This is a genomic window from Ruegeria sp. YTSC230, from assembly GCF_059609665.1.
In genome coordinates, this window is the sequence record NZ_JBXWMC010000009.1 from 133264 (window position 1) to 156462 (window position 23199).

A 23199-nucleotide genomic window follows, 5' to 3' on the forward strand; every position below is an offset into this window, starting at 1 on the left:
ATGCAAGGAGATACTCCAGGCAGACAGATCGACCGTGCCATCGGCGCCTCGCTGAAGGAACTGCGGCAAAGTCGGAAGCAATCCGCTCGTAGCTTGGCAGAACAGTCCGGTATCTCAGCCGCTATGATCAGCCGGATCGAAAATGGGTTGGTTTCTCCCTCAATCGACACTCTGGCGGCACTGGCCGAAGCGCTCGAAGTTCCGATTGTTTCGTTGTTCCGCGAAGCGCGTACAGATCACACTGACTACACTCTCGTGCGCCATGGTGAGGGACTGAAATCAAACCGTATCTCGGCGGGGCACAGCCACGAGTACGTCAATCTTTCACTGCATTCGCGTAAAGACCTGCGATTTCAGGCGCGTCGCGTGACTTTATTGCGCGAAGGCGGGCCACCGCCCACTTATGTCGGCCACGGCGTAGTGTTTGTACAAGCACTCGAAGGCCAAGCCGTTTACCGATATGGCGATGCCCGCTTTACGCTGTCAGCTGGCGACACGATCAGTGTGGATGCTGAACTCAACCACGGGTTCGAAGATGTTCTGACCCCTGAGTTTGTCTTTCTAACAGTCCAGGCCGAGCGCCCATGACACCCAGTTAACATGGCTCAGGCAATCGACCTTAATCTGACCCAAGGGTCCATTGCAGGCCATTTCCGAACATTGGCGATACCCGGCGCGGTCGGAATGCTTTTCAGTACACTGTACAACATCGTCGACATCTTCTTTGCCGGGCTGTTGTCGACTAGCGCCCAAGCCGGGCTGGCCCTTGGTTTTCAAGCTTTTTTCATCTCTATTTCCGTTGGCGTCGGGCTGGGTGCAGCTATGAGTGCACTGGTTGGAAACGCTCTGGGTTCAGGCGACAACCGAGCGGCACGACGCTTAGCGGCCCAAGGGATAACTTACGGAATCGTTGCGTCTTGCCTACTTGCCCTGGCAGGGCTCTGGTTCGGCCCATTGTTAATCAAGCTTGTCTCAGAACCAGGCGTTTATCGTGAAGCCGGGCTTCGCTATTTCTATTGGTTGCTTTTGGCAATGCCTGGGTTCCTTCTGGCTCATGGGTGTAATGGCATCTTGCAAGCCCATGGCGACGCGGTGTCTATGCAACGGGCACTTATTGTCGCGTTTCTGGCGAACATCATCCTGAATCCCCTTCTGATCTACGGAATTCCGGGCGTGATCCCGGGCATCGGCTTCAATGGTTTGGCTTTATCTACGGTGATCAGCCAGACCGGCGTGATGATCTTTTTGATCCAACAGGTTCTTCGGCGAAGGCGAATGAAACGTATGCGCGCGGCCTATTTCAGACCACGCCTGAAACGGTTTGCAGAAATTTCGCTGCAGGTTCTGCCCACTGCATTTTCGTTCACGATCATGTTGCTGTCGGCCTTTGTCCTGCAGTTTGCGCTAAAGCTTTTTGGCGAACATGCCATTGCCGGATATGCAATCGCTATACGACTGGAACAGGTTTTGTTGCTGCCCATTCTGGGCGTCACGGGTGCCCTACTTCCAATCGCCTCACAGAATTTTGGTGCTCGGGACAGCCAACGGGTGCGCGCCGCGTTGTTCTATTGCTGGCGCGTTGGGTTTTACATGTCACTGATTGCGATCCCGATCCTCTGGCTCGGTGGTCCCTTAGTGATGCGCCTCTTTACAGCGGACCCCGAGGTTGTTCGCGTTGGTGTAGGATATCTACGAGTCGACAGTCTGATCCTGCCTTTTTACATGATGCTGTTTTCAATCAACTCACTTTTGCAGGCCTTCAAAAAACCTATTTGGACCGTTTGGATCAGCCTTTATCGCCAGGCCTTTGGGGTCGCATTCTTTGTTTGGGTGTTTATTGGCATATTGGGGTTCAACGAAACCGGGGTGTGGTTCGGAACGGCCGCGGCCGTAGTGACCGGCTGGATAGTCGCTATGGCGTTGACCATACGTATTGCGAAGGCAGAAATCGGCGGTTTGTGGGTGCCTGCTACGGGGTGAAAAAAGGATGTGCAGCAAACTTTTTATCTGAATTGACAAGTGCGCAGGTTCCGACGTTTGTTCTCGGCGTTTAGTTCTTTAACAGTTTTCGGCATATTCTCTTTGAAAAGCGTTGCTAATCTGTTCGCGTTGCCCGTCTCGGATAGCGCGGTCCCATGGCTATACCGTCCTCTTTGCGGCGGCTGAAGGGCTTCCGTTTTCCTCGCGAAATCATCGCCTATACGGTGAGGGCATATCACTGGTTTGCTCTCGCACGGCAGATATCGAGGACCTGCTGGCGGTGCGTGGCGTCATTGCCAGTCATGAAGCGGTTCGTCTCAGGGTGAACCGCTTCGGGGCTCAGTTCGCGGCCTGTATCCGGCACGACCGGCCCCGGCCGCACGACAAATGGCATATGGACGAAGTGGTCGTCCCGATCAACGGCGTGAAACATTGGCTATGGCGTGCGATCGATGGCATTTGAGATGTACCCGACATAGTGATTCAACCTCGCCGCAGTGCCGAGGCTGCAAAGCGTTCCGTCGGCCGACTGGTTGCAACCTATGGCGAACCACGTGTCGTGATCACGGGCAAGCTGCGCAACTATATCAAGCCGACCAAGGCCATTGCGCCGGGCGCCGACCATGCGCGATACACTGCAATCGCTCTGCGCCAAATGAGAAAACTGGATCATCGGGTTTGTTATGGAGTTAGCATCTCGTTTGGCTATGCCACGGTCGGTATCGTCGGTTCAACAGGACGATTTGAGTACACTGCCACAGGAACCTCGATCAACATGGCCGCGCGGCTTTGCGACGTGGCCACCCACAATGAGATACTGATTTCCGCCCAAGCTTGGGCAGCCGTTGAAAGCGTAATAGAGACAGTAAGCGAGGGAGAGGTGGAGATGAATGGCATCAGGGAGCAAGTTGAGGTCTTCTCTGTTGTTTCAGAGTAGCTTCCGACGAGCTGCCAATTGCGAATTCGACTATTTTTGCGTGAACCTTGAGCGGGGCATTTCAGGCCCTACCGCATCGAGCTCTCACCGGCTGGCAGATCGGATGCTCCATGTTCACCCTTTGGTTCATGCTGCCCAAGCGTGGGCAGCCCAAAGCCGACCTTTAGAACGGCCTTCAAATGGTGCGGTCACAGCCCGCATTCCCGACTTTAGCTGAAACCGCAAAATCGCAATGGAACCATAATTTACTTGGTATGTTCTCTGTCAGCAAAAAGTCGAAACGGCTCCCAACTTTTGTCGGAAGCCGTGTTGTTGAAGATGAGGGTATTTAGAATATCAGGCGTGCCCACCACCGATCAAGCCGATACCCGAAGTCAGACCGAACCAAGCTTTGACCCGCAAGCCGACGGCCTTGATGATACCCATGGCCTGGATCCCGTGAGCGACAATTGTGCCTTCCATATCACCTTCAAAACTAGTGGTGTAGGATTGGACGATGCAACCACTGCCTGGTACCAAAAGATCGCGGTGCTCTGGGTGTACCAGGTCAAGATGAACAACGATCTGACCCCGTTTTGCCTTTTCACTCGGCTCGATCAGGCGACCGCTGGGCGCAAGCTGACCGGAAGAAATCGACTCTTGAATGCGTACGATCCTTGCGGGAAGAACGGTATTGCGCATCGAGATGTTGAAGTTGCTTTCGCATGCCACTTCTGCCGCCATTCCCTCGTACAATTCCGTGCGTGAAACCTGCGAGAAACCGGCAACGATACGTCCACGTTCAACATCTTTCCTGTCTGGCACGATGAGCATTGCGGGGCTCATTGCGGCTTGTGCGGCGCGTGATCCGACGTTGAGAGTGACCTGTTCTACCACTCCGTCAACGGAGCTGAGCGTCAGAGTTTTGGACAACTCCACTTGTGCTTGTTCCAGCGAAGCTCGTGCCGATGCAAGCTGTGCAGGCAATACGGCAGTCGCTTGAACTTGGGCCACACCCAATTGAGTTTCCGCGGCCTCAACTTCTGCTGATCGGGTATCCAAGGTGGCTTGTGCGCGTTCCAGCTGGCTCACTTGGAATGCAGCAGAGTTTTTGGCTTGAAGTGCGCGATGATCCATCAGGGACAGTTCGGCTTGCTCCCTTGAAGTAATCGCAGCATCAAGAACGGCTTGGGCGGTTTCGACTTGCAGTTCAGCTGCCAGTTTCGCGCTTTCTATTTCCTCAACTTTTCGCATCGCGAATTTTACGGCAGCCTCTTCGGAGGAGTTCTCAACTGCAAAAAGCGGGTCGCCCGGTTCGACACGATCTCCACCTTTTACATAGATATCGGTCACTGTTCCGCCGTTCTCGGCGACGACAGGAACAGTTCTGAAGGGCACAAGGCCAGTGTAGGACTTGGGGTAGTAGTAAAATACAGCAAAGAACACGATCAGGGCCAGGACGAACCACATGAATAGCGCCCGGTGAACGTTGTAGAGGGTGACTGGAATCCCGCGCCATTTAAGGTAGATCACGCGCAGGACAAACGGAAAAGAAGTGACGAGCAATTCGATCATTATACCAACTCCCCTTTCGAAGGCCGCCACCACAACATGAAGTCGCGGGCGATTGCAGTCAGGATCAACGCGCCTGGCAGCAGAATGCTGAAGTGGCTGAGCGCGGGCATCAATTCGTATGCCAAGGCTATGGTAAGCATCACCGGAATGGTTGTGCGCAGCGGAGTGCCGATTGATTTGCGCTCCGTATAGCGTTCAAAGCGGGCATAGAGGTGTACGACCAGTAGGATCGCAAGGAAAAGAACAATCAGTCCGACCCAAGCATAGGTGTCAGTCTGATTGGGCGCGACCCACCATCTGGGGTCGCCGCCAGCGGCGAAGGCAGGAGTTGAGATGATGCCAAGTACAGGCGCCATCAGGAACGCGGGTGGTTTCATGTTTCAGGTCCTTGATTTACGCAGTCACGCGGTGCGTGAAGATTTTAGGTGTCTTGAGAACGTCAGTTCTCGGTCGGTTGTTGTGATGGTTCTGAGGGTTGTTCCGGCGGGGCGTAGGGGGGATCCCAGCGACGCCCGTTCGGTGTTTTCTCGCCAAGCAACGAAGCGTGCAGGCCGTAAATGTTGCCTCCGGACAATTCCTGTCTGGCAGAGTCGTTGATTGCCTTAAAAACGCGGTAGTACCTTGCGAAGTAGATCATTGCCTTGTCCTTTCTGATGATCGGGACCTAACCGTCATCGCCCCCGCGATCCTTAGGGTTCTGGACATTTGTTGTTGGCTTTTGGACAATTGCGGGAATTACAGGGCCGTTTGTGCCCGTCAGGGGAGGAAGCGAAAGTGCCACGGATCAGTGCATACAGACTGCAAAGTGTCGGGTTGCGTTATTCGCAAGAGCCCGGTGCGCGCATACCGTTTCCTGAAATTCTGGAAATGGCGGGGGCACCTTCGGATATCGTCAACAGCCCAGACGCCACTGTCGAACTGCTTCATGAAGCGGGCGCCGTTGAAACTGTGTGTCGTGTTTTGGAAGACAAGACCTTTGCCGCGCGGGTGGGGCTTTCGGCGCAAGGTCCCGGAACGCTTTTGGCTTACATTGTGCGGGCAGCAGAAACGGTCGAAGACGCGCTGGCATTGACACAGCGCTTTTATGCAATGCAAGACCCTGACCTGCATCTTGATGTTGTAGGGGCGCCTGATGAACCCAAGATCACGCTGGAAAGTAGCGTGATCCCGGCGCATCAATATCCTCGCCATCGCGAAATGCTGGTTTTCGGTCTCTATAAGCGCGTTCAACAGATCACCTCGGGCGGATTTGCCCCGATCTCAATCGAGTTGGAAACGGACGACGTCGAGCATTGTAAGCTGCTGGCCGAGTTGGCCGGGTGCACCGTAGAAGGGTTCAAGTCCGGATACGCGTTGGCTCTGCCCCCAAACGGTATGAGTTTTCGGATCCCGACTGCAGACCCTACTTTGTTGGGGCATTTGCGTCGGCATGGGGAAGAACAGCTAAAGGCTCAACCTGATGCGGTCCGAAGTCTGTCCGATCGAATTGTAGACATGCTCGGGGAGCGTCTTCCTGGTCCAATTCCAAACGGCGATCAAATAGCCGGAGAGCTTGGATTGACGCGACGCACAATGACCCGGCACCTGTCAGCCGAGGGAACAAGCTTTAAAGCACTTTTAGAGGGGGTGTTGTGCGACCTGTCCAAACGGATGCTTCGTAGTGGTGAGGGTGTTGCCCGCGTTGCCTTCATGCTTGGATTTGCGGATCAGGCGGCTTTTTCAGTGGCATTCAAGCGATGGACAGGTGAAACGCCAGCCAGGTTTCGTAAAGCTGGCCGCTAAGTCTGCTGACCGCTGCAGCGCGCGGGGCCGTAAGATGTCCAAGATCCACAAAACCTTGTCCTGTCCCCAAAAGAAAGCAGGCCATGGGGTCACCTAGTTCAATGGCACACAGCAGCCGCGGTGGTTGCTGACCCAGAACAAGGATGAACCTATGAAAACCTCGAAGAAACTCTTTATCGCCCCGATCTCCGGCGCACTTCTGATCACCATGGCAGCCACAGCTCATGCTGATTATGTCACCGATAAGGCCATCAAAGGCGCAGTTGTCGGCGCTACTGTCGCGGGCATTGCCGGCGAAAGCATCGTAGGCGGCGCAGCCGCCGGCGCTGCGGTTGGTGCCGTGGGCGGTGCGATCCAGAAGGACAATTTCGAAGACGCGCAGGACGAGGCACAAGAACGCCGCGACGACTTCAAAGATGACCATAAGGACTGGAACGAAGACTGAAACGCCATCCCAAACGCGCCGAAAAAAGGAGGAAACACAGCCGAACAAAACTGACAGGTCAGCATAAGGTCCATCGGCCCTGCGCTGTTAGCATCCAGACGCAACGTGACTGACCACCCCGAACGAAACTCGCACAGTTTCTGATAGGTTGCCACCCGGCTCACAAACGAGCCGGGTGGCAACTTTGTTTAGGGCGCATGAATACCGGCCGTGCCCTGACTTCGCGTTTCAAATTACGCTTCCTTTCTTGCCATTCTCGACCTGGGTTTTGTCCAAAATCCAAAAACAACCGTCCAGAACCCAAACGAACTAAAACGCCCTCTGCCCCAAATCCTGCTCATCTGAATAACATCGACGAGCTGGCAACCGAAGCAACCCAGATGACTGCCGCTCTTTCCAATCCGACGCCAAAGGAAACGGCAATGAACCTACTAGCAAACTTTGACGCAGAGACCCTGGCACGCATCCAGTTTGCCTTTACTGTGTCGTTCCACATCATCTTCCCGGCCTTTTCCATCGGCCTGGCAAGCTTCCTGGCCGTCCTCAATGGCCTTTGGCTTTGGCGCAAGGACAAGGCTTACCTCAATCTCTTCAACTACTGGAAAAAGATATTTGCTGTCGGCTTCGCGATGGGTGTCGTGTCCGGCATCGTGATGTCTTACCAATTTGGCACGAATTGGAGCACATTCTCGGACACCGCCGGGCCCGTGATCGGGCCCTTGATGGCCTATGAGGTGATGACGGCCTTCTTCCTTGAGGCAGGCTTCTTAGGCATCATGCTTTTCGGTCGCGAACGCGTGGGTCCCGGCTTGCACATGATGGCCACGGCGATGGTTGCCCTTGGCACTCTGATATCGGCCACGTGGATTCTTTCGGTCAATTCCTGGATGCAGACCCCGGCCGGATTTGACGTCAACGAGCTGGGGCAATTCATCCCAGTGGATTGGTGGTCGATCGTCTTTAACCCGTCTTTCCCGTACCGCCTGACACACATGGTGCTGGCGGCATATCTCACCACTGCTTTTGTGGTGGCCGGGGTTGCAGCTTGGCACTTATTACGCCGCAATCGCACAGCCGAGGTCACGCGCATGTTCTCGATGGCAATGTGGATGGCCGTTCTGGTTACTCCTCTGCAGATCGTTGCCGGCGACCTTCATGGTTTGAACACGCTGGAGCATCAACCGCAGAAAGTGATGGCGATGGAGGGTCACTTCGATAGCCATCCCGAAGGCGCGCCACTGATCCTGTTTGGCATTCCAAACGAGGATGAGAAGCGCGTGGACTATGCCATCGAAATTCCGAAACTATCGTCGCTGATCCTGAAGCATGATCTGAACGCGCCGCTTGATGGGCTGGATACCATTCCCGACGACGAAGAACCCCCGGTCGCGATCGTTTTCTACAGCTTCCGCGTCATGCTTGCCATCGGCTTTGCCATGCTGGGCGTCGGGTTGTGGTCGCTTGTTCAGCGGGTTCGGGGCCGCCTCAACGAAGATCGCTGGTTGCACCGCGCATCCGTCCTGTTGGCGCCCAGCGGATTTGTGGCGGTACTGGCCGGTTGGATCACCACCGAAGTGGGGCGCCAACCTTACACGGTGTACGGGCTGATGCGGACATCGGACTCCCTTTCCCAAGTGGATGCGCCTGCAGTTGCGGCGTCTCTGATTGCCTTCATCGTCGTGTATTTCGCGGTGTTCGGAGCAGGCACGTTCTACATGCTGCGTCTCATGGGAAAACCGCCTGTCGAAGACTTCCAGAAAGCTCAAAAACCCATTGAAATCTTTACCTTGGCGGAGGCAGCGTGATGCTTGAACTCTCGACAATCTGGGCAGGCATCATTGCCTTTGCCGTTCTGACCTATGTGATCCTGGACGGTTTCGATCTTGGAATTGGGATCCTCTTTCCATTCGCAAAAACCGAAAAGGACCGTGATGTCATGATGAACTCGGTCACACCGGTTTGGGATGGAAACGAGACGTGGCTGGTCATGGGCGGCGGAGGTTTGTTTGCTGTTTTCCCGTTGGCCTATTCTGTAGTGATGCCCGCGCTTTATGTGCCTGTCATCATCATGCTTCTTGCGCTTGTTTTTCGTGGTGTTGCCTTCGAATACCGATGGCGAACGGTACGCGGGCGCTGGCTTTGGGATGTTGCGTTTCACGGTGGTTCAACCGTGGCCGCATTGTGCCAGGGTATCGCGCTTGGCGCGCTGGTTCAGGGCATCCCGGTCGAAGGTCGGCTTTATGCAGGTGGATGGTGGGATTGGCTGACGCCGTTCTCTGTCCTGACAGGTGTGGCCCTTGTGATCGGGTATGCCTTGCTCGGCGCGACGTGGCTCAACATGAAAACCACTGGAAAGATTCAGCGTCAGATGCGCTCCTATGTCCGTCCGTTGATGCTTATGACACTCGGGCTGATCGGTCTCGTCAGTCTTTTAACCCCATTCCAAGACCCGATCTATATGGTCAGATGGTTTTCGTGGCCCGGCGTCGTTTTCACTGTGCTTGTGCCGGCTCTTGTAACTGCCATTGCATGGAAGCTCGATCGTGGCCTGAAGGAACAGCGCGACTATCAACCCTTTGTCTGCGCCATTGCCCTGTTCGTCGTGTGCTTCATTGGTATCGGGATCAGCTTCTATCCCTATATGCTGCCTCCAAGCCTCACGATTGCTGAAGCCGCCGCGCCAGACAGCAGTTTGGCTTTCGCTCTGGTCGGAGCAGTCATTCTGCTGCCAGTGATCCTGGCTTACACCGCTTACACCTACTGGGTTTTCCGCGGGAAGATCGATCCAGAGGAGAACTACCATTGAAAACGCTTAAACAAGTTTTCTGGTTCGGCGCGATCTGGTTCGGCAGTGTTTTGTGCCTGGCTATTGTCGCGTACGTGATCAGGTTGTTCATCACCTGAAATGCCAATGAAACCGCTACACCCGTGTGAACTTGTCCGGCTCGCGCAACCATTTGTCCATGCGCCAAAAGAAACTCAGTTCGTTCCCACCAAATTCCTGAGAACAAGCGGTCCGCGGGGGCGTCTCATCTTCAACAATTCTAGGGGCTTTCATGCTTTCGCGTCCAAAGAACATTGCTGTGCGGTGAGATCAGATTGATCCGGCCCTGCCCACTCAATCAACGTAACGCCATGAAGGTCAATGGTCTAAAGTTTGCAACAGATCCCTTTCCGAGGTTGCCAACCTACCCAATGCGAATGCCATCACAGCTTGGTCGTCATTTTGTAACCGGAAGGAAAATAGAGTTTGGCATGAGTCACGTTGTTCTCCTCCAGCCAAGTGGTTCTTTCGACGGTAAACAAGGCCGTTCCTTCGTTTTCCCCCAGGAACTCCGCAACCTCCAGATTGGCGTTGGTCGCTGAAAACGTCAGTTCAACCTCGGTAAACGGAACCTCACGGACAAGCCACTCGTTTGGCCCAATTTCTTCGAACGACTGATCGCGTGCCTGAGGAATAGTCGCAAGATTGATCCAGCGCTCTTCGAACTGAAAGGCTTTGTTTGAGGCAAAGTGCATACATCTGAGATGCAGAACCTCACCCCCTTTTGGGATCTTGACCTGAGCACGCAACCAGCCGGGGGCGGCGATAACTTCGCGCTCAACAAGCGAATATCGATAGGTGGCCCCTAGGTTGGTGATTTCTTCCCGAATAAGCGGAATTGTGATCCGGGCCTGGCGCGTCGGGGCTGTTTTAACCCGTGTTCCTGCCTTGCGCTTACGCTCTAGAACGCCATCATCAACCAGTTCGCGCATTGCACGGTTTACCGTGGCCCGCGCACAGCCAAATTCCTTGGCAAGCTGAATCTCACCAGGCACTACCGCGCCGGGAGGCCAGGTGTTGTCGCGAATGCGGCCTAGGATGTTTGATTTTATATCCTGATAGCTCACCCGCACGACAAATGGCCTATAATATGTCTAAATTAATTGCATAATGTTTGTACTCGTATGCGGCTAGGGATTGCAACCGTCGGCACGCCTAATTCGAACAACAGCAAGCATACGCTGCCTTCCTATGACTAACCCGAAATGCGACCAGAAATGAAACATGTCCGAACCAGAACCCTGGAGCCCGTCTTGTGGAAAAACGGCTTGGGGACCACGCGAGAAATTGCACGGGGAAGTGGCGAGCAGGGCGTCGTCTGGCGTGTGAGCCTTGCTGACGTGGAGGCTGACGGGCCATTTTCCACATTTCCGGGCATGTCTCGTATCCTGACCGTTGTAGAGGGAGATGGCTTTGATCTGGTTGGCCCTGCGACACCGTTGAACGCGCGGTTTTGCGATCCACTCAGGTTTTCAGGCGATCTGGAATTGTGGTGCCGGCTGGAAGCGGGGCCAGTGCGTAATTTTAATGTAATCTTTGATCCTGTTCAGTGTGCTGCATCCGTAGATTGCCTGACCGGTGAGGACCCCCATAAGCTCCAAGCGGGTCCGAACGAAGTTCTGTGTCTGTTTTCAGTGTACAAGGGCTGCTCTATCGACGGAAATAGGGTTGAGCCCACTGAGGCTGCGATCCTCAAGGATGGCAATTTCACAGCCATCGGTTTTGAAGACAGCATTTCATTAATGGCGCGCCTCAAGAACCGATAGCGGGCAAGAGAACCTCAATCGACTATAGGAGGTAACTTAGCCATCACGCATTGAAATTAGCCCGGGGTGCATTTTTGCGCGCGAAGTTCCGACAGGTGGCTCAGCAATGCGTTCGCTGTTTTCCACGTCACCTGCTCCTTTTCTTCGGCGGTCAGTGCTGCCGGAACAACCGCATGAGTATAAGGATCGTCCGTGAAGATCGGATAATCCGATCCCAGCATAATTCTGTCTGCGCCCAAAAGCTTAACAGCTGCCTCCAACGCACGTGGCCCAAGCGAAGCGCAATCGTACCAGAGCCGACGCAGACGCTGAGTCGGGAACGGATCATCCGGGTTGCGATGCCGCGCAATGCTTTCTAACCGCTCAAAAATAAAGGGGAGCGTGCCGCCCAAATTGACTATCTGAAAGGAAACAGCCGGGTAAGAATCCAACAGGTCTGACATGATCATGGTCAAGGCGACCTGAGAAGCGCTGGATTGCAGTTCCACTGCGGACAGTCGGTATTGCATCAGGTCCGCGGGGCGCGGCGGCGGGTTTTGCCCGACTTTCAGACCAGGGTGCAGCATGATGTGACAGCCGTATTCATTTGCCGCTGCCAAAAGCGGTCGCAATGTGTCAGCTTCGGCCAAAGAGTTGAAATAGTTCGACGGCAAAATAATTCCCGGCAAACCCAGATCGCGACGAACACGGCGAAGCTCTGCACAGGCAATATCAAGATCATCCAGCGGCACTCCGGCCAACCCGATCAGTGCACCATCGCTATCAATTCCCAACTGGGCAAGGTGATCGTTAAAGGCAGAGATAACCGGTGCAATTTCCGTGGCGGGCAACAGATCAGCGCCAAGTGCTCCGGGGAAGGTCAGCAAGCGGTGCGTCAGTCCCTGCTTTCGCATTTCGGCCAGACACACTTGCGGGTCATGATAGGCATCGGTGAACGGAAATTCTCCATTCATCGCTGACATCACAGTGACACCATCTGTGCGTGTTCTGAGGCGAGGATGCGACTTTCGGGCGCGCAAAGTCTCGACCAGCCCACCACCGTAGTAATGGGAATGCATATCAATGCGCATATTGGTCTCTCCTGACATCTCGATTACTGACGTAGCGCACAGAAAAGGCCCACCGAATGATTATCGCAGCGGGCCTTTTACTGTGTCAAAGTCAGAACGTTACAGGCCCCATTTTTCGGCGGTCGCCGCGAAGAATCCCTGCGACTGACGCAGTTCGATCCAGCTGTTCACGTAGTTGATCCATACCTGATCGCTTTGGGGCATCAGCATCGCGATCGGTGTCGGTGCACGCGCCTCGGCTACTTCAATCTGACGCAGATTCGGGAATTTTTCGAGCAAGGTCGAACCTTCGATATTCGATGTGATGAAAACATCAGCGCGCCCTGCCAGAACCTCCTGGAACCCGCGCGCCGGGGCCTCAACGACCTTGATGTCAGCGTCAGGGAACCACTCGCGGACGCTTTTCTCAAAAGTCGTCCCCAAGGTGGTCGCAACCTTGACTTCCCCGTTGTTGATCGAGTCCCAATCCGAGAATTTTTCGGCTTGTTCTTCAGTGGTAAAGGGATAGATTTCAACTGAGATATAGCTATTCGAATACCCGGCAGCTTTCAGGCGGGGCGGGCTAATCGAGGCAGAACCTGTAATGTGATAGTTCCCGGCAACGACACCGTTTACCAGGGTCTTCCAATCCGTTGCCACGAATTCAAGCTCCACGCCCAGATCTTCGGCGAGCTGGGTCATGACATCGATATCATATCCCTTGTAGGAATTGGTCGCCGGATCCCGAACGGACATCGGGTTCCAGTCGCCGGTTGTCCCGACTTTCAGCACCCCATTGTTCAGTATGTCATTCAGAGCCGATTGGGCATTGGCCGCCCCTGTGAGCATTCCAAGTACAAGACCCGCGGCCAGGCCCATTGATTTCAGCAGCTTCATCGCTTCCTCCCCTTTTGTTCGCGCGTTCGCAACCAGATTTATGTCTGTATTTATCATATTTTGTATAGTTTTAATTTGAAGGCAAAGCTAGTCTTACGCTAACAATCTCAAAGGGGCAGGTCTATGTCAGATGCATCGCCGGTCATCACAATCCGCGACTTGAATAAGTGGTACGGAGACTATCACGCGCTCAGAGACATCAATCTGGATGTCGCGCTTGGGGAAAGAATTGTTGTATGCGGACCTTCGGGATCCGGCAAATCAACCCTCATCCGATGTGTGAATTCTCTGGAGGAGCATGATTCCGGTTCGATCACGGTCGACGGGATCAAAATGACGGACAAAAAGGCCGCCGAAGAAATCCGATCCGAGGTTGGCATGGTGTTTCAGCAGTTCAACTTGTTCCCACACCTGACAATTCTTCAAAATCTGACGCTAGGACCAATCAAGGCGCGTGGCCTGTCGAAATCGGACGCGGAAGAACGCGCAATGACATATCTCGAACGGGTCCGGATTCCTGATCAGGCGCACAAACGGCCAACCGAACTTTCCGGTGGTCAACAACAACGGGTCGCCATCGCACGCTCACTTTGCATGGAGCCCAAGATCATGCTTTTTGACGAGCCCACCTCGGCGCTAGACCCCGAAATGATTTCGGAAGTGCTCGACGTGATCGTGGATCTTGCCCAAGAGGGAATGACGATGATCTGCGTTACCCACGAGATGGGATTCGCGCGAAAGGCAGCGGACCGGATGATCTTTATGGATCAGGGCGAAGTGATTGAAACAGGTACACCCGAAGATTTCTTTGAGGCACCTAAATCAGAACGTTGCAAACTTTTCCTCAGCCAGATCCTTCAGCACTAAGGGGTATCACATGAAACGTACAACGCTTGTCGCTCTTTGTGCGCTTGTTATTCTCGCCGGTTGTAGTTCTTCGGGCAACTGGGGATGGTACGTCGTCAACCCCTCGACAGAAACGGGTCAGAACAACATCCGATTTCTTTTGTCGGGTTTCTGGTCGACGATCAGCCTGTCGTTGATTGCCGCCGTTCTATCAATGGCCATCGGGCTTCTGGTTGCCCTGCCGGGCATGTCTTCAAACCGATGGCTGCGGTTACCAAGCAGGGTCTACATTGAATTCATCCGCGCCATACCGCTCCTGCCGATGTTGTTCTGGGTATTTTATGGATTCCCGGTTGTTCTGAAATCAATCGGTATCAATATCAGCATAGACGCGTTCTGGGGCGCGATCATCACTCTGGCCATTTCGGATAGTGCCTTCACCGCCGAGATCTACCGCTCGGGCATCCAGTCGATTGACAAGGGCCAAACCGAAGCAGCAAAGACTGTTGGCCTGAACTACCGCCAGACGATGCTGTATGTAATCCTGCCGCAGGCGATCAAGCGGATTCTACCCCCGTTGGCGAACCAGTTCATCTATATCGTAAAGATGTCCGCCTTTGCCTCGGTGATCGGGATGCAGGAGTTGACGCGCCGCGCCAACGAGTTGGTCGTGACGGAATACCGACCGCTTGAGATCTATACGCTTTTGATCTTTGAATATCTTGTTCTTGTCCTGATCATCAGCTTCTTCGTGCGCTGGCTGGAACGAAAAATGAGATCGGACGAAAGCCGCTGATCAATGAACAAAGCTGGCGAAATCCGCGGCGACAGCCTGCGCCGCGGCATTGACGAGTTCACGCCCGTGTTCGGGTCGGGCCAGTTCAGAATAGGACCCAACGCGTCCATCGGGAAAGTCGCGCCGATGTTCATCGGGCGGCCCATGGCGATCACCCGCGTGGGCCGCGATGAACTCGGCAGAAAGCTTGCGCGGAGGACTCGTGTCTCCGGCCTGAACAACGCGATGGGTGGCCTGCGTGATCGCGACCTCGGATGGGGTGGCGTGCATACCCTCCCAGTCGCCGTAGTAGCCACGTCGGAGTTTGTTTACCCGGTCAAAGTCCCACCAGCTCCGAATTCGGATTGTCGCACTTACGTCGTGTGCCGCCTTCCGCAAGGGCTCAAGGTTGGCACCGTGGCCGTTCAAAACATAGATCATCGAGAATCCATGATGGGCCAGCCCTTGCATAACCTCTCTCGCCAGATCGCAGTAGAGACCGGCGCTCAGCGAGACGGTGCCCGGAAAGCTCATGTTGAACGGCGCAGGGGCGTAAGCCAGTTCGGGTGCCACGACCGCGCCGGCGATATCGGCCGCAGCCCAAGTGATCTCGCGCGCGCAAATGGCATCCGTACCGATCAGACCGATGGGCCCGTGCTGTTCGACAGACCCGGTCGGCAGAATAACTCCCTTTTGGGTCTTGAGGTATGTCTCGACCTCGATCCAGGTCATCTCTTCCAATCGCATATTGCCAGCTAACAGAACCAGTCAAGAAAAGGAAAGACACGATGTCCTGGAGCGGATTTCTCACTGAAACAATGGGACGTATAGGCGTTTTGCAAAAACAGGCGCCGGGTATGTTCGAGGGGTTCAACTCGATGTCCAAAGCCGCCAAACGCAATGGCGTGCTGGATGAAAAGTCCAAGGAACTGATCGCCCTGGGTATCGCAATCTCGACGCGGTGCGACAGTTGTATCGGGTTTCACACCAAATCGCTTGTCCGGCTCGGCACCACCCGCGAGGAGTTTTGCGAAGCCTTGGAGATGATCGGCTATATGGGCGGCGGCCCTTCGATCGCCTTTGGCGCAAAAGCGCTGGAAGCGTTTGACGAGTTCACTGGCACCGGTGCTTAGGGGCCACACTGAGACAGCGTGTATCTTTTTCTGTCACCCGTCTGAGCTGTTGATCCACAGAACAGCACCTGCGACGGGATTTGTTGCAAACTTTGGATCATTGATCTTCATGGCGTTAGGTCATGTTGACAAATGGCGAGGCCAGAGGCGGATCGTCGGATATCGATGAATCTTGGGAAACTTTCCGCAGTCTTGTCGCAGCGAGTTGCGACACGCCAGCGTTCTTAAGCTTGTTGAAGCATCGTTCGACCAGGTTGCGCAGACGATACAGTGAGCGGTCCACGCCGACGCGCATTTTCCGGATTTTCCGCATGGGTATCTATGGACATGTTAACGGCACGATCTGGATTGCTGAGGATGAGTTGGGACCATTTCTCGTTTATGAGGATGCAGTTGCCACCGAAGGTCCGTTCGAATTGATTCTAACCGAATATGCTAGGACCGAAGCCAACGGCAACTAAGCTGAGCCTGCCGCCTCGCTCCGTCATTTACGTGCCGGAGCGACACGATAAAATCTCCATCATTTTTGAGGGAGTTTGGCCAAAGAAATCACCCGGTCGAATTCAGCACCCAAGCAAGGTTGTTCCCCCTTTGAATCTCCGCAGACACCCAAGTTCAGCTAAGCGCACCACCGCACCGACTAGCGCACCACGCAGCATTAGGTAAGTTTCGGCCCTAAGTAGACTTCCAAGGACATACGTCCATACTGCAGTTGCAGCCCGCTTTCCAGGTATTCGCTACAATCGCAATAACTCGATCTTTTAGAATACATGGATCGCGGACGATCCGGACCTATGCAGAGCGCGAGCCAATGACCGCTTTCCCGGGCTTCAATTGAAACCCAGAGCTCAAATCGACATGAGCCACTTCTTGAAAATTCTCACCGTGACCCGCTCCTGATCGCCGGGGCGGCAGACGAAGTAGAGCCCACGATCCAGCGGAACGCTGCTTTCATCGAGACGAACCAACCGTCCAAATTTCAAATCCCTCTCCGCCAAGAGATGCCTTGCTAGTGCCACGCCCTGCCCGTCAATCGCGGCCTCCAAAAGAACGGCGCTGTCCACGTACTTGATGCTCTGCGCGTTGATCCGATTGGCATTCAAACCAACTTGCGCAGCCCAGCTTTCCCATCCCACGTTGAAGGCGTCGTGCAATAGTGGGAGGTCAGCCACATCCTCGGCGCGCATTGGCAATCGGGCATTCTCAACAAGAGACGGCGCGGCCACGACAATCAATTCCTCTTGTCTTATCTGTTCATGATATAGCCTGTCCCAGCCTGGTTGCCCAAAACGCAAAGCGACATCGACCTCGGAGGATTCGAAATCCGCAAAGGTATCGTTTGTGTCCAACAACAATGCGATACCCGGATGTTCTTGCTGAAACGAACTTAGCAACGGAACAAGCCATTTGAGCGCCAGCGATGTGGACAGCGACACCGTAATCGACTGGCGGTGACGTAATCGCTTTACCTCCATCACGCCCAGCTGCAATGCCGAAAATGCCCCACGTGTTGATTGATGCAGGCGTTCTCCGGCTTTCGTCAGTTCAACGCCATTGGGGCGGCGGTGAAACAGCGTCACACCAAGATGCAGTTCCAGCAGCTTGATTTGCCGACTGATCGCGCCATGAGTGACGTTGAGCACATCCGCCGCCTTGGTCAGGCTGGAGTGGGTTGCGGTTTCGTCAAAGGCCTGAAGGGCACGAAGGTGTCTGAGGTTTTCCACGATGTGAGAAAATCTAACAGCAATGTTCATGAAACTCGATAGGTTTACCTAATTCCAAGAAGATATACTGCTTTCAGCACAAAAATTCTCACATACTCTGCATCTAGAGAAAGGAGACACCATGCCTGAAATCAAAGTCGCGCTGATGACAGGAACGGGACAAGGCATTGGCCGGGGCTGCGCCATTGAGATGGCGAAGGCAGGTTACAAGGTTTCGCTGATGTCTCCGTCCAATCGCTCGGTCGAACTGGCGGAAGAGCTTGGAGGCATTGGCCGCCGAGGCTCTGTTTTGGATATTAATGATCTGCAAGCGATGATCGACGACACCATGAGCAAATATGGACGGATTGATGCAATCGTCAGCAATATGGGCCACGGTGGCACGGTGCCAGAAGCCATAAAGACGGTAGGGTTTGATCCCGACTTTGACGGGCCGCTTTTGGAACTCAGCGACGAGTTGTGGCACGAAAGCTTGGACATGTATGTGCTGAACGTCGTCAAGATTGCCCGTATCGTCACACCCTTACTGATCGCACAGGGCGGCGGTGCTTTCGTGAACATCTCGTCCATGAACACAATCGAGCCGCGAGCCCCTTATCCGATGAGCATGTTGCGCGGTGCCCTGCATAGTTTCTCAAAGCTCTATGGGGATCGTTATGCACGGCATAACATTCGCATGAACAACCTGCTCCCCGGATTCTGCGAAAACGTAAACCTGTCTGAGCGGGCACGCCGGGAAATCCCTGCTCAGCGGCCGGCAAAATTTGAGGAAATTGGGCAAACTTGCGTGTTTCTTGCCAGCGATGGCGCCCGGTATATTAATGGCCAAAGCATACTGTCTGACGGCGGGATGAACCGGGCGGTACGATAGCAAAGAGGCGGGGAAGTATGATTGTTACAGCACTCAGTGAAATCCTTGGAACAGATCGCGATGTTTCTGGTCCGGGCTGGAACAGCAGAAGGTTATTGCTGGCGTCTGATGGAATGGGTTTTTCGCTCACGGATACGGTCATCAAAAACGGTGCCGAGCTTGAGCTTGAGTACACACATCATTTAGAGGCGTGCTACTGTATCGAAGGAAAGGGGCAGATCAGAGCGTCAGGTGAAGAAACATGGCATTCCCTTGAACCATTTACCCTCTATGCCTTGGACCAACATGACCGACATTTGGTGCGTGCAACAGAGGCTGATCTGCGACTTGTCTGCGTCTTCAATCCGCCGCTCAGCGGGCGTGAAGTACATCGCGAAGATGGAAGCTATGCCTCAATAGCATCCTGATGAAGGTGGTGATGTTTACGTAATCCGATCGTTCACGCAGTGCGCAGCATCGGTCGACATGGGCTCAAACTGCACAATTGTGCTATCGTCACATGCGTGTTTCACAAACCACTGGCCAGACCCTCGGCCTCATGATTACTTGCGCTCTTACAGGCATCAAACAGCCAGGAGCGCCCAATGACCAGGCAATACAGCTTTCCCGAGGGACATTGGAATTGGCCAATAAAGCTGACTCACCACCACGCAGTGCGTGCGGGTGACATGATCTTTACTGGCGGGCAAGTGGATTTGGATACCCTGGGAACCGTACGCAACATCGGCGATCTGGATGCGCAGGTGCGTAATTCGATGGCCTATATGCAGGATCTTCTGACTGACCTTGGCGTGGGTTTCACCGATCTGGTGCGGTTGGTTGTCTATTACGTCGGTGACGCGAGTGATGAGGCCCGGATGCTGAACCTTCTGGTAGACATCATCGGAAATGAAGTCAAACCCGTGGTTAATCTGATCAACCTGCCTGAACTCTGCTACCCTGACATGCTGTGCGAAATTGAAGGCGTCGCCATGCGCGCGCCTGATGGCAGCACTCTGCCCCGTCAGAATTACCATCTCGATGCCCAATCACCCCTGCCTAAAGCCTTCTCGCATGTGGTGAAATGCAACGACATGATCTTTACCGGTGACATGACCGCCCGCTCCGCCGACGGATCAGTCACCCATCCCGGCGATATCGTGGCGCAAACCCGATTGATGATGGAGCGTCTCTCCCAAGCACTTCAGGCCGCAGGCGCAGGGATGCAGGATGTGGTCAAGGTCAACGCGTTCTATCTTGGCGACGGCACAGCAGAAGATTGGGAAGTTTCGGCCTGCATCCGCGCCGATTATTTCCCTAATCCCGGCCCGGCGCCCACCGGCATTCCTGTGCCGTCCTTTCCCCATGACGGGCTGACGACACGCATCGCTGCTACCGCCTGCGCCCCGGAAGCGCACCACATCCGTCATGCCTGGCCTGACGGGCACTGGAATTGGACCACTGCAATGCCTTACAAACACGGAGTCGGCTCCGGCCAATTAATCCATGTGGGCGGCCAGGTGGCACTGGATAAGCAGGCAAAGGTTCTGGAACCTGGCGACATGGTCGCCCAAACCCGTATCGCAATGGAGAATGTGGCTCGAGTATTGGATGAATTCGGCGCTACTCTGGACGATGTGGTCAAAGTCACCACCTTCTATCAAGGCAGCGCTTCGGCCGAAGCGCTACACGAAAACCTTCTGATCCGATCCAATTCCTACATCGCACCTGGCCCAGCCACGACAGGCATTCCGGTACCCAATCTGGTCTACGAAGACATGGTGATTGAGATAGAGGTGATCGCGATGCTTGAGAACGATAAGGAAGCGTGAATACACGTCAATCTTTCCTAGAAGTGGCCGGCCCCTACCGGACATTGAACACCCAGGCAAGTTATTGCGGTCGCAGCCCGCTTTAATGTCATTCGCTGCAAGCGCATAATTTACCTACTAACAAATTTAGACATCGCGGGATTTTGCCGCCGATTCATTTCGGGTGCTTGCTGACGCAGTATCCGCGCGTAGTTGCGGTATTTTTGTTTTTGCGGCGCAGCGCGTGTCGTCGATCTGGTCATTCGCAGATGTCGAATTGAACGGAAACGAAACGGAAAATTCAACGCAGCCTGGTCAGAAAAGTAAGACACGTAACCAAACGAGAATTCGCCGCGCTTGTGCTAATGGCTGTCTGTGGAAAAAATGATCGTTATCATTCCTGGCTAATTTGGCTGTTCCCTTGGAGACGGATTGTGGTCAACTGTCTCTCGACTTCGTCATCAAATTATCAGTGAAAAATTGAAATAAAAGTTAACCCGTTTCAGGCAGCATGTTCTTAAGTCGCGAAATTGTTGATCTGCTTACGCCCAGCATCCTTCCGATTTCTGCGGCAGTTTTGCCCATAGACAGCAGGGAAAGTGCCTCTTCGCGCTCCGTTGCAGTCAGTTTCTTGGGACGCCCTTTGCTCAGGCCGAAGGATCTGGGTCGGTCTTCGACAGTACGGCTTTCCAGATCGGCCAGCCCGAGTTCATAGTCGATGACGCCGGACAACACATCCAGAACTGTTTCCGCCCGTCCGCCTTCAGTGTTGATCCAAGGCTCGGACATAGATCGGAAAGCAGCTCCCTTTTCATGAACTTGCCGCAACAGGTTGACCAGTTCAGCGATGGAGTCCGCAATCGCAGATAGGCGCGAAACCACGATTACATCACCAGCGGACACATCCGCCAGAAAAGTTTCCAGTGTTTCTCCCCGGTCATTGCCGTCTTGTGTGGTATCACTCCAGATACGATCACATCCCTGGCGCTTCAGCTCGCTTAGTTGAACTTCACTTCGATACCATTTCGATGATACCCGCGCATATCCGATTTTTACCATTCTAAATCAATCTCGTAGAATTGGTTCCACAGTAAGTTCTTGACTTATGCACGCAATTATGAACGTTTATTTGCACGCAGTTCTGCACGAATATAGCGCTGAACCTGTGCAATGACAATCGCCTTAGCGAGTGACCGGGACTCAATGCAGCATTCTTTTACAGAAGCGCCCAGAGATGCCAGCCTTTACAATGAGGATCTGGCACCGGTGCCTGTTGGAAAGCGCGATTGGGGTTGGTTTGAGTTGTTCAATGTCTGGGCCAATGATGTGCAATCACTGTTCGGATACACATTGGCCGCCTCACTGTTTCTGACTTATGGGCTGAACGGATGGACTGTGTTTGCGGGCATTGTTTTGGCCGGGTTCATCGTCATGGGACTGGTCAACCTGATCGGCAAGCCGAGTGTCAGATACGGCATTCCTTTCCCGGTCATGGCCCGCGCAAGTATGGGTGTGCGAGGGGCAAACTTCCCAGCTTTAATCCGCGCCGTGGTGGCAATCTTCTGGTATGGTGTTCAGACCTATTTCGCTTCAACCGCACTTGCACTTGCCATGGTCGCGTTGATCGGCACTCAGGGACCACCCGTCTTTCTTGGCCTCAGTGCTATTGAATGGATTGCCTTTCTGGCGGTTTGGTCCTTTCAGATTGCCCTGTTCTGGAACGGGATAGATCCGATTGTGGGTTTCCTCAATTTTGCAGGGCCATTCGTTTATGCAGTGATGGTGGCGCTGGCCGTCATGATCTGGATTGAGGCTGGTAACGACCTGTGGCGCGAGCTTGGAACCATCTTTCGTGGAACCGGCAGTTATCAAGGCAGTCAGTTAGGTGCATTTGCGGCGGTGGTCGGAACGATGATCGCCTATTTTTCGGCTGTGGTGATCAATTTCGGTGATTTTTCGCGGTTCGTGCGCTCGGAACATGAAATGCGCAAAGGCAACCTGCTAGGCTTGCCGATCAATATCGCCTTCTTTTCTCTGATTGCTCTGATCGTCACAGCAGGAACCGTCGCGATCTGGGGCGAAGCGCTGACCAATCCCACGGCAATCATCGCGCGGATCGATTCTTTACCGTTGACGCTCTTGGCTGCGGCAACCTTCTTCGCCGCCACAGTTGGGATCAACCTTGTGGCAAACTTTATCCCACCTGCTTATGACCTTGCCAACCTGATGCCCAGCCGGATTAACTTCCGGGTCGCCGGCATCATCACTTCGGCCTATGCGCTGGTGATAGGCGGTTTATGGGTTTCGACCATCAGCCAGATCGGCATTCTGGGTTTTGTGAATACGCTTGGGGCCGTTCTGGCCCCAGTCTACGGCATCATCATCGCCGATTTTTATCTGGTGAAATCTGGCAATCTGGATGTTGATCAGCTGTTCTCGGCTGCGCGGGATGGTCCTTACTTTTACAGCAATGGCTGGAACATGGCGGCAATCGTGTCATTCATCCTTCCGGCCATATTTTCCGTTCTCACAGTCTGGGTCCCAATGCTGAGCACACTTTCGGGCTTTGCATGGGTGATCGGCGCAGGATTCGGAGGTGTGTTCTACTGGGCAATTGCAAAGCGTTGACTGGCTGAGACTTTAGCCAATTCGATGCCCGAGGGCAGAGAAGCCGATCACCGCTACGCGTGGTCGGACAGGGAAGGTTTGTCCCGGACAAAAGCTGAAATGGGATTGAACGTCGCAACCCTGCGACGGCAACGGTTCGGGTGGGATGCCTGAAGCTAAGGGCGACTTTTGTCGCAAACTCCGGGGGGCTTACCCCCG

26 protein-coding genes and 2 pseudogenes are annotated in these 23199 nt (G+C 54.2%); 18 read left to right on the forward strand and 10 right to left on the reverse strand.

Annotation, left to right across the window (positions count from 1 at the left end; all coding sequences use genetic code 11):
* The 4 genes and pseudogenes from AC2FD9_RS17910 to AC2FD9_RS17925 all read left to right on the forward strand — a co-directional run bounded on the left by AC2FD9_RS17910 (position 1) and on the right by AC2FD9_RS17925 (position 2917).
* Positions 1 to 588 carry a helix-turn-helix domain-containing protein gene (locus AC2FD9_RS17910; protein ID WP_496775226.1) on the forward strand — a complete coding sequence of 196 codons (588 nt, stop codon included), beginning with the start codon at positions 1 to 3 and terminating at the stop codon, positions 586 to 588.
* Between the two features lie 12 nt (positions 589 to 600).
* On the forward strand, positions 601 to 1980 hold the full coding sequence (locus tag AC2FD9_RS17915) for an MATE family efflux transporter (protein WP_496838181.1): 1380 nt from the start codon (positions 601 to 603) through the stop codon (positions 1978 to 1980).
* Positions 1981 to 2135: 155 nt separating this feature from the next.
* Positions 2136 to 2623, forward strand: a pseudogene (locus tag AC2FD9_RS17920) (IS6 family transposase); the annotation flags it as partial.
* A gap of 12 nt (positions 2624 to 2635) precedes the next feature.
* Positions 2636 to 2917, forward strand: coding sequence for an adenylate/guanylate cyclase domain-containing protein (locus AC2FD9_RS17925; RefSeq protein WP_496838257.1), 282 nt, complete (start codon positions 2636 to 2638; stop codon positions 2915 to 2917).
* 336 nt (positions 2918 to 3253) lie between these two features.
* Here the strand turns inward: AC2FD9_RS17925 and AC2FD9_RS17930 are convergent, their stop codons facing one another.
* From AC2FD9_RS17930 to AC2FD9_RS17940, 3 genes are all read right to left on the reverse strand, one after another.
* Complete coding sequence (locus AC2FD9_RS17930; protein WP_282170325.1) at positions 3254 to 4471, reverse strand: HlyD family secretion protein; 1218 nt, start codon at positions 4469 to 4471, stop codon at positions 3254 to 3256.
* Entirely contained in the window at positions 4471 to 4848 is a 378-nt protein-coding gene (locus tag AC2FD9_RS17935) for a hypothetical protein (protein WP_496838184.1), read from the reverse strand. The genes AC2FD9_RS17930 and AC2FD9_RS17935 overlap by 1 nt, the downstream gene beginning before the upstream one ends.
* A 62-nt stretch (positions 4849 to 4910) precedes the next feature.
* Positions 4911 to 5108 carry a hypothetical protein gene (locus AC2FD9_RS17940; protein ID WP_145975875.1) on the reverse strand — a complete coding sequence of 66 codons (198 nt, stop codon included), beginning with the start codon at positions 5106 to 5108 and terminating at the stop codon, positions 4911 to 4913.
* Between the two features lie 137 nt (positions 5109 to 5245).
* Here AC2FD9_RS17940 and AC2FD9_RS17945 point away from each other — a divergent pair, with 137 nt between their 5' ends.
* The 5 genes from AC2FD9_RS17945 (at position 5246) to AC2FD9_RS17965 (ending at position 9602) form a co-directional block, all read left to right on the forward strand.
* Complete coding sequence (locus AC2FD9_RS17945) at positions 5246 to 6253, forward strand: helix-turn-helix domain-containing protein (protein ID WP_109311915.1); 1008 nt, start codon at positions 5246 to 5248, stop codon at positions 6251 to 6253.
* 151 nt (positions 6254 to 6404) lie between these two features.
* Positions 6405 to 6698, forward strand: coding sequence for a glycine zipper domain-containing protein (locus AC2FD9_RS17950; RefSeq protein ID WP_282121054.1), 294 nt, complete (start codon positions 6405 to 6407; stop codon positions 6696 to 6698).
* A gap of 422 nt (positions 6699 to 7120) precedes the next feature.
* Positions 7121 to 8503 carry a cytochrome ubiquinol oxidase subunit I gene (locus tag AC2FD9_RS17955; protein ID WP_496699176.1) on the forward strand — a complete coding sequence of 461 codons (1383 nt, stop codon included), beginning with the start codon at positions 7121 to 7123 and terminating at the stop codon, positions 8501 to 8503.
* A complete protein-coding gene (gene cydB / locus AC2FD9_RS17960; protein ID WP_496756775.1) occupies positions 8503 to 9504 on the forward strand; it encodes a cytochrome d ubiquinol oxidase subunit II in 1002 nt (333 codons plus the stop codon). The genes AC2FD9_RS17955 and cydB overlap by 1 nt, the downstream gene beginning before the upstream one ends.
* Complete coding sequence (locus tag AC2FD9_RS17965; RefSeq protein ID WP_109311912.1) at positions 9501 to 9602, forward strand: DUF2474 family protein; 102 nt, start codon at positions 9501 to 9503, stop codon at positions 9600 to 9602. The genes cydB and AC2FD9_RS17965 overlap by 4 nt, the downstream gene beginning before the upstream one ends.
* A 303-nt stretch (positions 9603 to 9905) precedes the next feature.
* Here AC2FD9_RS17965 and hutC read toward each other — a convergent pair whose 3' ends face one another.
* Complete coding sequence (hutC, locus tag AC2FD9_RS17970; RefSeq protein WP_496756777.1) at positions 9906 to 10589, reverse strand: histidine utilization transcriptional repressor HutC; 684 nt, start codon at positions 10587 to 10589, stop codon at positions 9906 to 9908.
* A gap of 150 nt (positions 10590 to 10739) precedes the next feature.
* Between hutC and AC2FD9_RS17975 the strand changes: the two genes are divergently transcribed.
* The gene (locus AC2FD9_RS17975; RefSeq protein WP_496838188.1) at positions 10740 to 11288 is read left to right on the forward strand and encodes a HutD/Ves family protein; all 549 of its coding nucleotides are present in this window, start codon (positions 10740 to 10742) and stop codon (positions 11286 to 11288) included.
* Positions 11289 to 11344: 56 nt separating this feature from the next.
* Here AC2FD9_RS17975 and AC2FD9_RS17980 read toward each other — a convergent pair whose 3' ends face one another.
* Entirely contained in the window at positions 11345 to 12358 is a 1014-nt protein-coding gene (locus AC2FD9_RS17980; protein WP_496706660.1) for an amidohydrolase family protein, read from the reverse strand.
* A 99-nt stretch (positions 12359 to 12457) separates the two neighbouring features.
* On the reverse strand, positions 12458 to 13234 hold the full coding sequence (locus AC2FD9_RS17985; RefSeq protein ID WP_496838190.1) for a transporter substrate-binding domain-containing protein: 777 nt from the start codon (positions 13232 to 13234) through the stop codon (positions 12458 to 12460).
* 123 nt (positions 13235 to 13357) lie between these two features.
* On the opposite strand from AC2FD9_RS17985, the gene AC2FD9_RS17990 reads away from it, so the two are divergent.
* Together AC2FD9_RS17990 and AC2FD9_RS17995 are read left to right on the forward strand one after the other, a co-directional pair.
* Positions 13358 to 14101, forward strand: coding sequence for an amino acid ABC transporter ATP-binding protein (locus tag AC2FD9_RS17990; protein WP_496699188.1), 744 nt, complete (start codon positions 13358 to 13360; stop codon positions 14099 to 14101).
* A 10-nt stretch (positions 14102 to 14111) separates the two neighbouring features.
* Positions 14112 to 14876: an amino acid ABC transporter permease gene (locus tag AC2FD9_RS17995; protein WP_496699189.1), complete on the forward strand. Its 765-nt coding sequence runs from the start codon at positions 14112 to 14114 to the stop codon at positions 14874 to 14876.
* On the opposite strand, the gene AC2FD9_RS18000 is transcribed toward AC2FD9_RS17995, so the two are convergent.
* Positions 14877 to 15602 carry a creatininase family protein gene (locus tag AC2FD9_RS18000; RefSeq protein ID WP_496756786.1) on the reverse strand — a complete coding sequence of 242 codons (726 nt, stop codon included), beginning with the start codon at positions 15600 to 15602 and terminating at the stop codon, positions 14877 to 14879. It lies immediately after the preceding gene.
* A gap of 41 nt (positions 15603 to 15643) precedes the next feature.
* On the opposite strand from AC2FD9_RS18000, the gene AC2FD9_RS18005 reads away from it, so the two are divergent.
* On the forward strand, positions 15644 to 15988 hold the full coding sequence (locus AC2FD9_RS18005; protein WP_496756788.1) for a carboxymuconolactone decarboxylase family protein: 345 nt from the start codon (positions 15644 to 15646) through the stop codon (positions 15986 to 15988).
* Positions 15989 to 16108: 120 nt separating this feature from the next.
* Here the strand turns inward: AC2FD9_RS18005 and AC2FD9_RS18010 are convergent.
* Positions 16109 to 16307: pseudogene (locus AC2FD9_RS18010) on the reverse strand (IS5/IS1182 family transposase); the annotation flags it as partial.
* Between AC2FD9_RS18010 and AC2FD9_RS18015 the strand changes: the two are divergent.
* Complete coding sequence (locus AC2FD9_RS18015; protein WP_282170433.1) at positions 16300 to 16449, forward strand: hypothetical protein; 150 nt, start codon at positions 16300 to 16302, stop codon at positions 16447 to 16449. The pseudogene AC2FD9_RS18010 and the gene AC2FD9_RS18015 overlap by 8 nt on opposite strands.
* A gap of 387 nt (positions 16450 to 16836) precedes the next feature.
* Here the strand turns inward: AC2FD9_RS18015 and AC2FD9_RS18020 are convergent, their stop codons facing one another.
* Positions 16837 to 17742, reverse strand: coding sequence for a LysR substrate-binding domain-containing protein (locus tag AC2FD9_RS18020; protein WP_496838193.1), 906 nt, complete (start codon positions 17740 to 17742; stop codon positions 16837 to 16839).
* A 91-nt stretch (positions 17743 to 17833) separates the two neighbouring features.
* Here AC2FD9_RS18020 and AC2FD9_RS18025 point away from each other — a divergent pair, with 91 nt between their 5' ends.
* The 3 genes from AC2FD9_RS18025 (at position 17834) to AC2FD9_RS18035 (ending at position 20394) form a co-directional block, all read left to right on the forward strand.
* Complete coding sequence (locus tag AC2FD9_RS18025; RefSeq protein ID WP_496838194.1) at positions 17834 to 18583, forward strand: SDR family oxidoreductase; 750 nt, start codon at positions 17834 to 17836, stop codon at positions 18581 to 18583.
* A gap of 17 nt (positions 18584 to 18600) precedes the next feature.
* Positions 18601 to 18990: an ectoine synthase gene (locus AC2FD9_RS18030; protein WP_496756794.1), complete on the forward strand. Its 390-nt coding sequence runs from the start codon at positions 18601 to 18603 to the stop codon at positions 18988 to 18990.
* Positions 18991 to 19167: 177 nt separating this feature from the next.
* The gene (locus tag AC2FD9_RS18035) at positions 19168 to 20394 is read left to right on the forward strand and encodes a RidA family protein (protein ID WP_282170310.1); all 1227 of its coding nucleotides are present in this window, start codon (positions 19168 to 19170) and stop codon (positions 20392 to 20394) included.
* 471 nt (positions 20395 to 20865) lie between these two features.
* Here the strand turns inward: AC2FD9_RS18035 and AC2FD9_RS18040 are convergent, their stop codons facing one another.
* The gene (locus tag AC2FD9_RS18040) at positions 20866 to 21432 is read right to left on the reverse strand and encodes a recombinase family protein (protein WP_282170309.1); all 567 of its coding nucleotides are present in this window, start codon (positions 21430 to 21432) and stop codon (positions 20866 to 20868) included.
* A gap of 111 nt (positions 21433 to 21543) precedes the next feature.
* Here AC2FD9_RS18040 and AC2FD9_RS18045 point away from each other — a divergent pair, with 111 nt between their 5' ends.
* Positions 21544 to 23001, forward strand: a complete 1458-nt coding sequence (locus tag AC2FD9_RS18045; RefSeq protein WP_496756798.1) for an NCS1 family nucleobase:cation symporter-1 — start codon at positions 21544 to 21546, stop codon at positions 22999 to 23001.
* The last annotated feature ends 198 nt before the right edge of the window (positions 23002 to 23199 follow it).

Excerpts from the sequence above, each read along its gene's own strand:
- AC2FD9_RS17910 (WP_496775226.1), top strand. The coding sequence starts at position 1 with ATGCAAGGAGATACTCCAGGCAGACAGATCGACCGTGCCATCGGCGCC.
- AC2FD9_RS17915 (WP_496838181.1), top strand. The coding sequence starts at position 601 with ATGGCTCAGGCAATCGACCTTAATCTGACCCAAGGGTCCATTGCAGGC.
- AC2FD9_RS17925 (WP_496838257.1), top strand. The coding sequence starts at position 2,636 with ATGAGAAAACTGGATCATCGGGTTTGTTATGGAGTTAGCATCTCGTTT.
- AC2FD9_RS17930 (WP_282170325.1), bottom strand. The coding sequence starts at position 4,471 with ATGATCGAATTGCTCGTCACTTCTTTTCCGTTTGTCCTGCGCGTGATC.
- AC2FD9_RS17935 (WP_496838184.1), bottom strand. The coding sequence starts at position 4,848 with ATGAAACCACCCGCGTTCCTGATGGCGCCTGTACTTGGCATCATCTCA.
- AC2FD9_RS17940 (WP_145975875.1), bottom strand. The coding sequence starts at position 5,108 with ATGATCTACTTCGCAAGGTACTACCGCGTTTTTAAGGCAATCAACGAC.
- AC2FD9_RS17950 (WP_282121054.1), top strand. The coding sequence starts at position 6,405 with ATGAAAACCTCGAAGAAACTCTTTATCGCCCCGATCTCCGGCGCACTT.
- AC2FD9_RS17955 (WP_496699176.1), top strand. The coding sequence starts at position 7,121 with ATGAACCTACTAGCAAACTTTGACGCAGAGACCCTGGCACGCATCCAG.
- cydB (WP_496756775.1), top strand. The coding sequence starts at position 8,503 with ATGCTTGAACTCTCGACAATCTGGGCAGGCATCATTGCCTTTGCCGTT.
- AC2FD9_RS17975 (WP_496838188.1), top strand. The coding sequence starts at position 10,740 with ATGAAACATGTCCGAACCAGAACCCTGGAGCCCGTCTTGTGGAAAAAC.
- AC2FD9_RS17980 (WP_496706660.1), bottom strand. The coding sequence starts at position 12,358 with ATGCGCATTGATATGCATTCCCATTACTACGGTGGTGGGCTGGTCGAG.
- AC2FD9_RS17985 (WP_496838190.1), bottom strand. The coding sequence starts at position 13,234 with ATGAAGCTGCTGAAATCAATGGGCCTGGCCGCGGGTCTTGTACTTGGA.
- AC2FD9_RS17990 (WP_496699188.1), top strand. The coding sequence starts at position 13,358 with ATGTCAGATGCATCGCCGGTCATCACAATCCGCGACTTGAATAAGTGG.
- AC2FD9_RS17995 (WP_496699189.1), top strand. The coding sequence starts at position 14,112 with ATGAAACGTACAACGCTTGTCGCTCTTTGTGCGCTTGTTATTCTCGCC.
- AC2FD9_RS18000 (WP_496756786.1), bottom strand. The coding sequence starts at position 15,602 with ATGCGATTGGAAGAGATGACCTGGATCGAGGTCGAGACATACCTCAAG.
- AC2FD9_RS18005 (WP_496756788.1), top strand. The coding sequence starts at position 15,644 with ATGTCCTGGAGCGGATTTCTCACTGAAACAATGGGACGTATAGGCGTT.
- AC2FD9_RS18015 (WP_282170433.1), top strand. The coding sequence starts at position 16,300 with ATGGGTATCTATGGACATGTTAACGGCACGATCTGGATTGCTGAGGAT.
- AC2FD9_RS18020 (WP_496838193.1), bottom strand. The coding sequence starts at position 17,742 with ATGAACATTGCTGTTAGATTTTCTCACATCGTGGAAAACCTCAGACAC.
- AC2FD9_RS18025 (WP_496838194.1), top strand. The coding sequence starts at position 17,834 with ATGCCTGAAATCAAAGTCGCGCTGATGACAGGAACGGGACAAGGCATT.
- AC2FD9_RS18030 (WP_496756794.1), top strand. The coding sequence starts at position 18,601 with ATGATTGTTACAGCACTCAGTGAAATCCTTGGAACAGATCGCGATGTT.
- AC2FD9_RS18035 (WP_282170310.1), top strand. The coding sequence starts at position 19,168 with ATGACCAGGCAATACAGCTTTCCCGAGGGACATTGGAATTGGCCAATA.
- AC2FD9_RS18040 (WP_282170309.1), bottom strand. The coding sequence starts at position 21,432 with ATGGTAAAAATCGGATATGCGCGGGTATCATCGAAATGGTATCGAAGT.
- AC2FD9_RS18045 (WP_496756798.1), top strand. The coding sequence starts at position 21,544 with ATGACAATCGCCTTAGCGAGTGACCGGGACTCAATGCAGCATTCTTTT.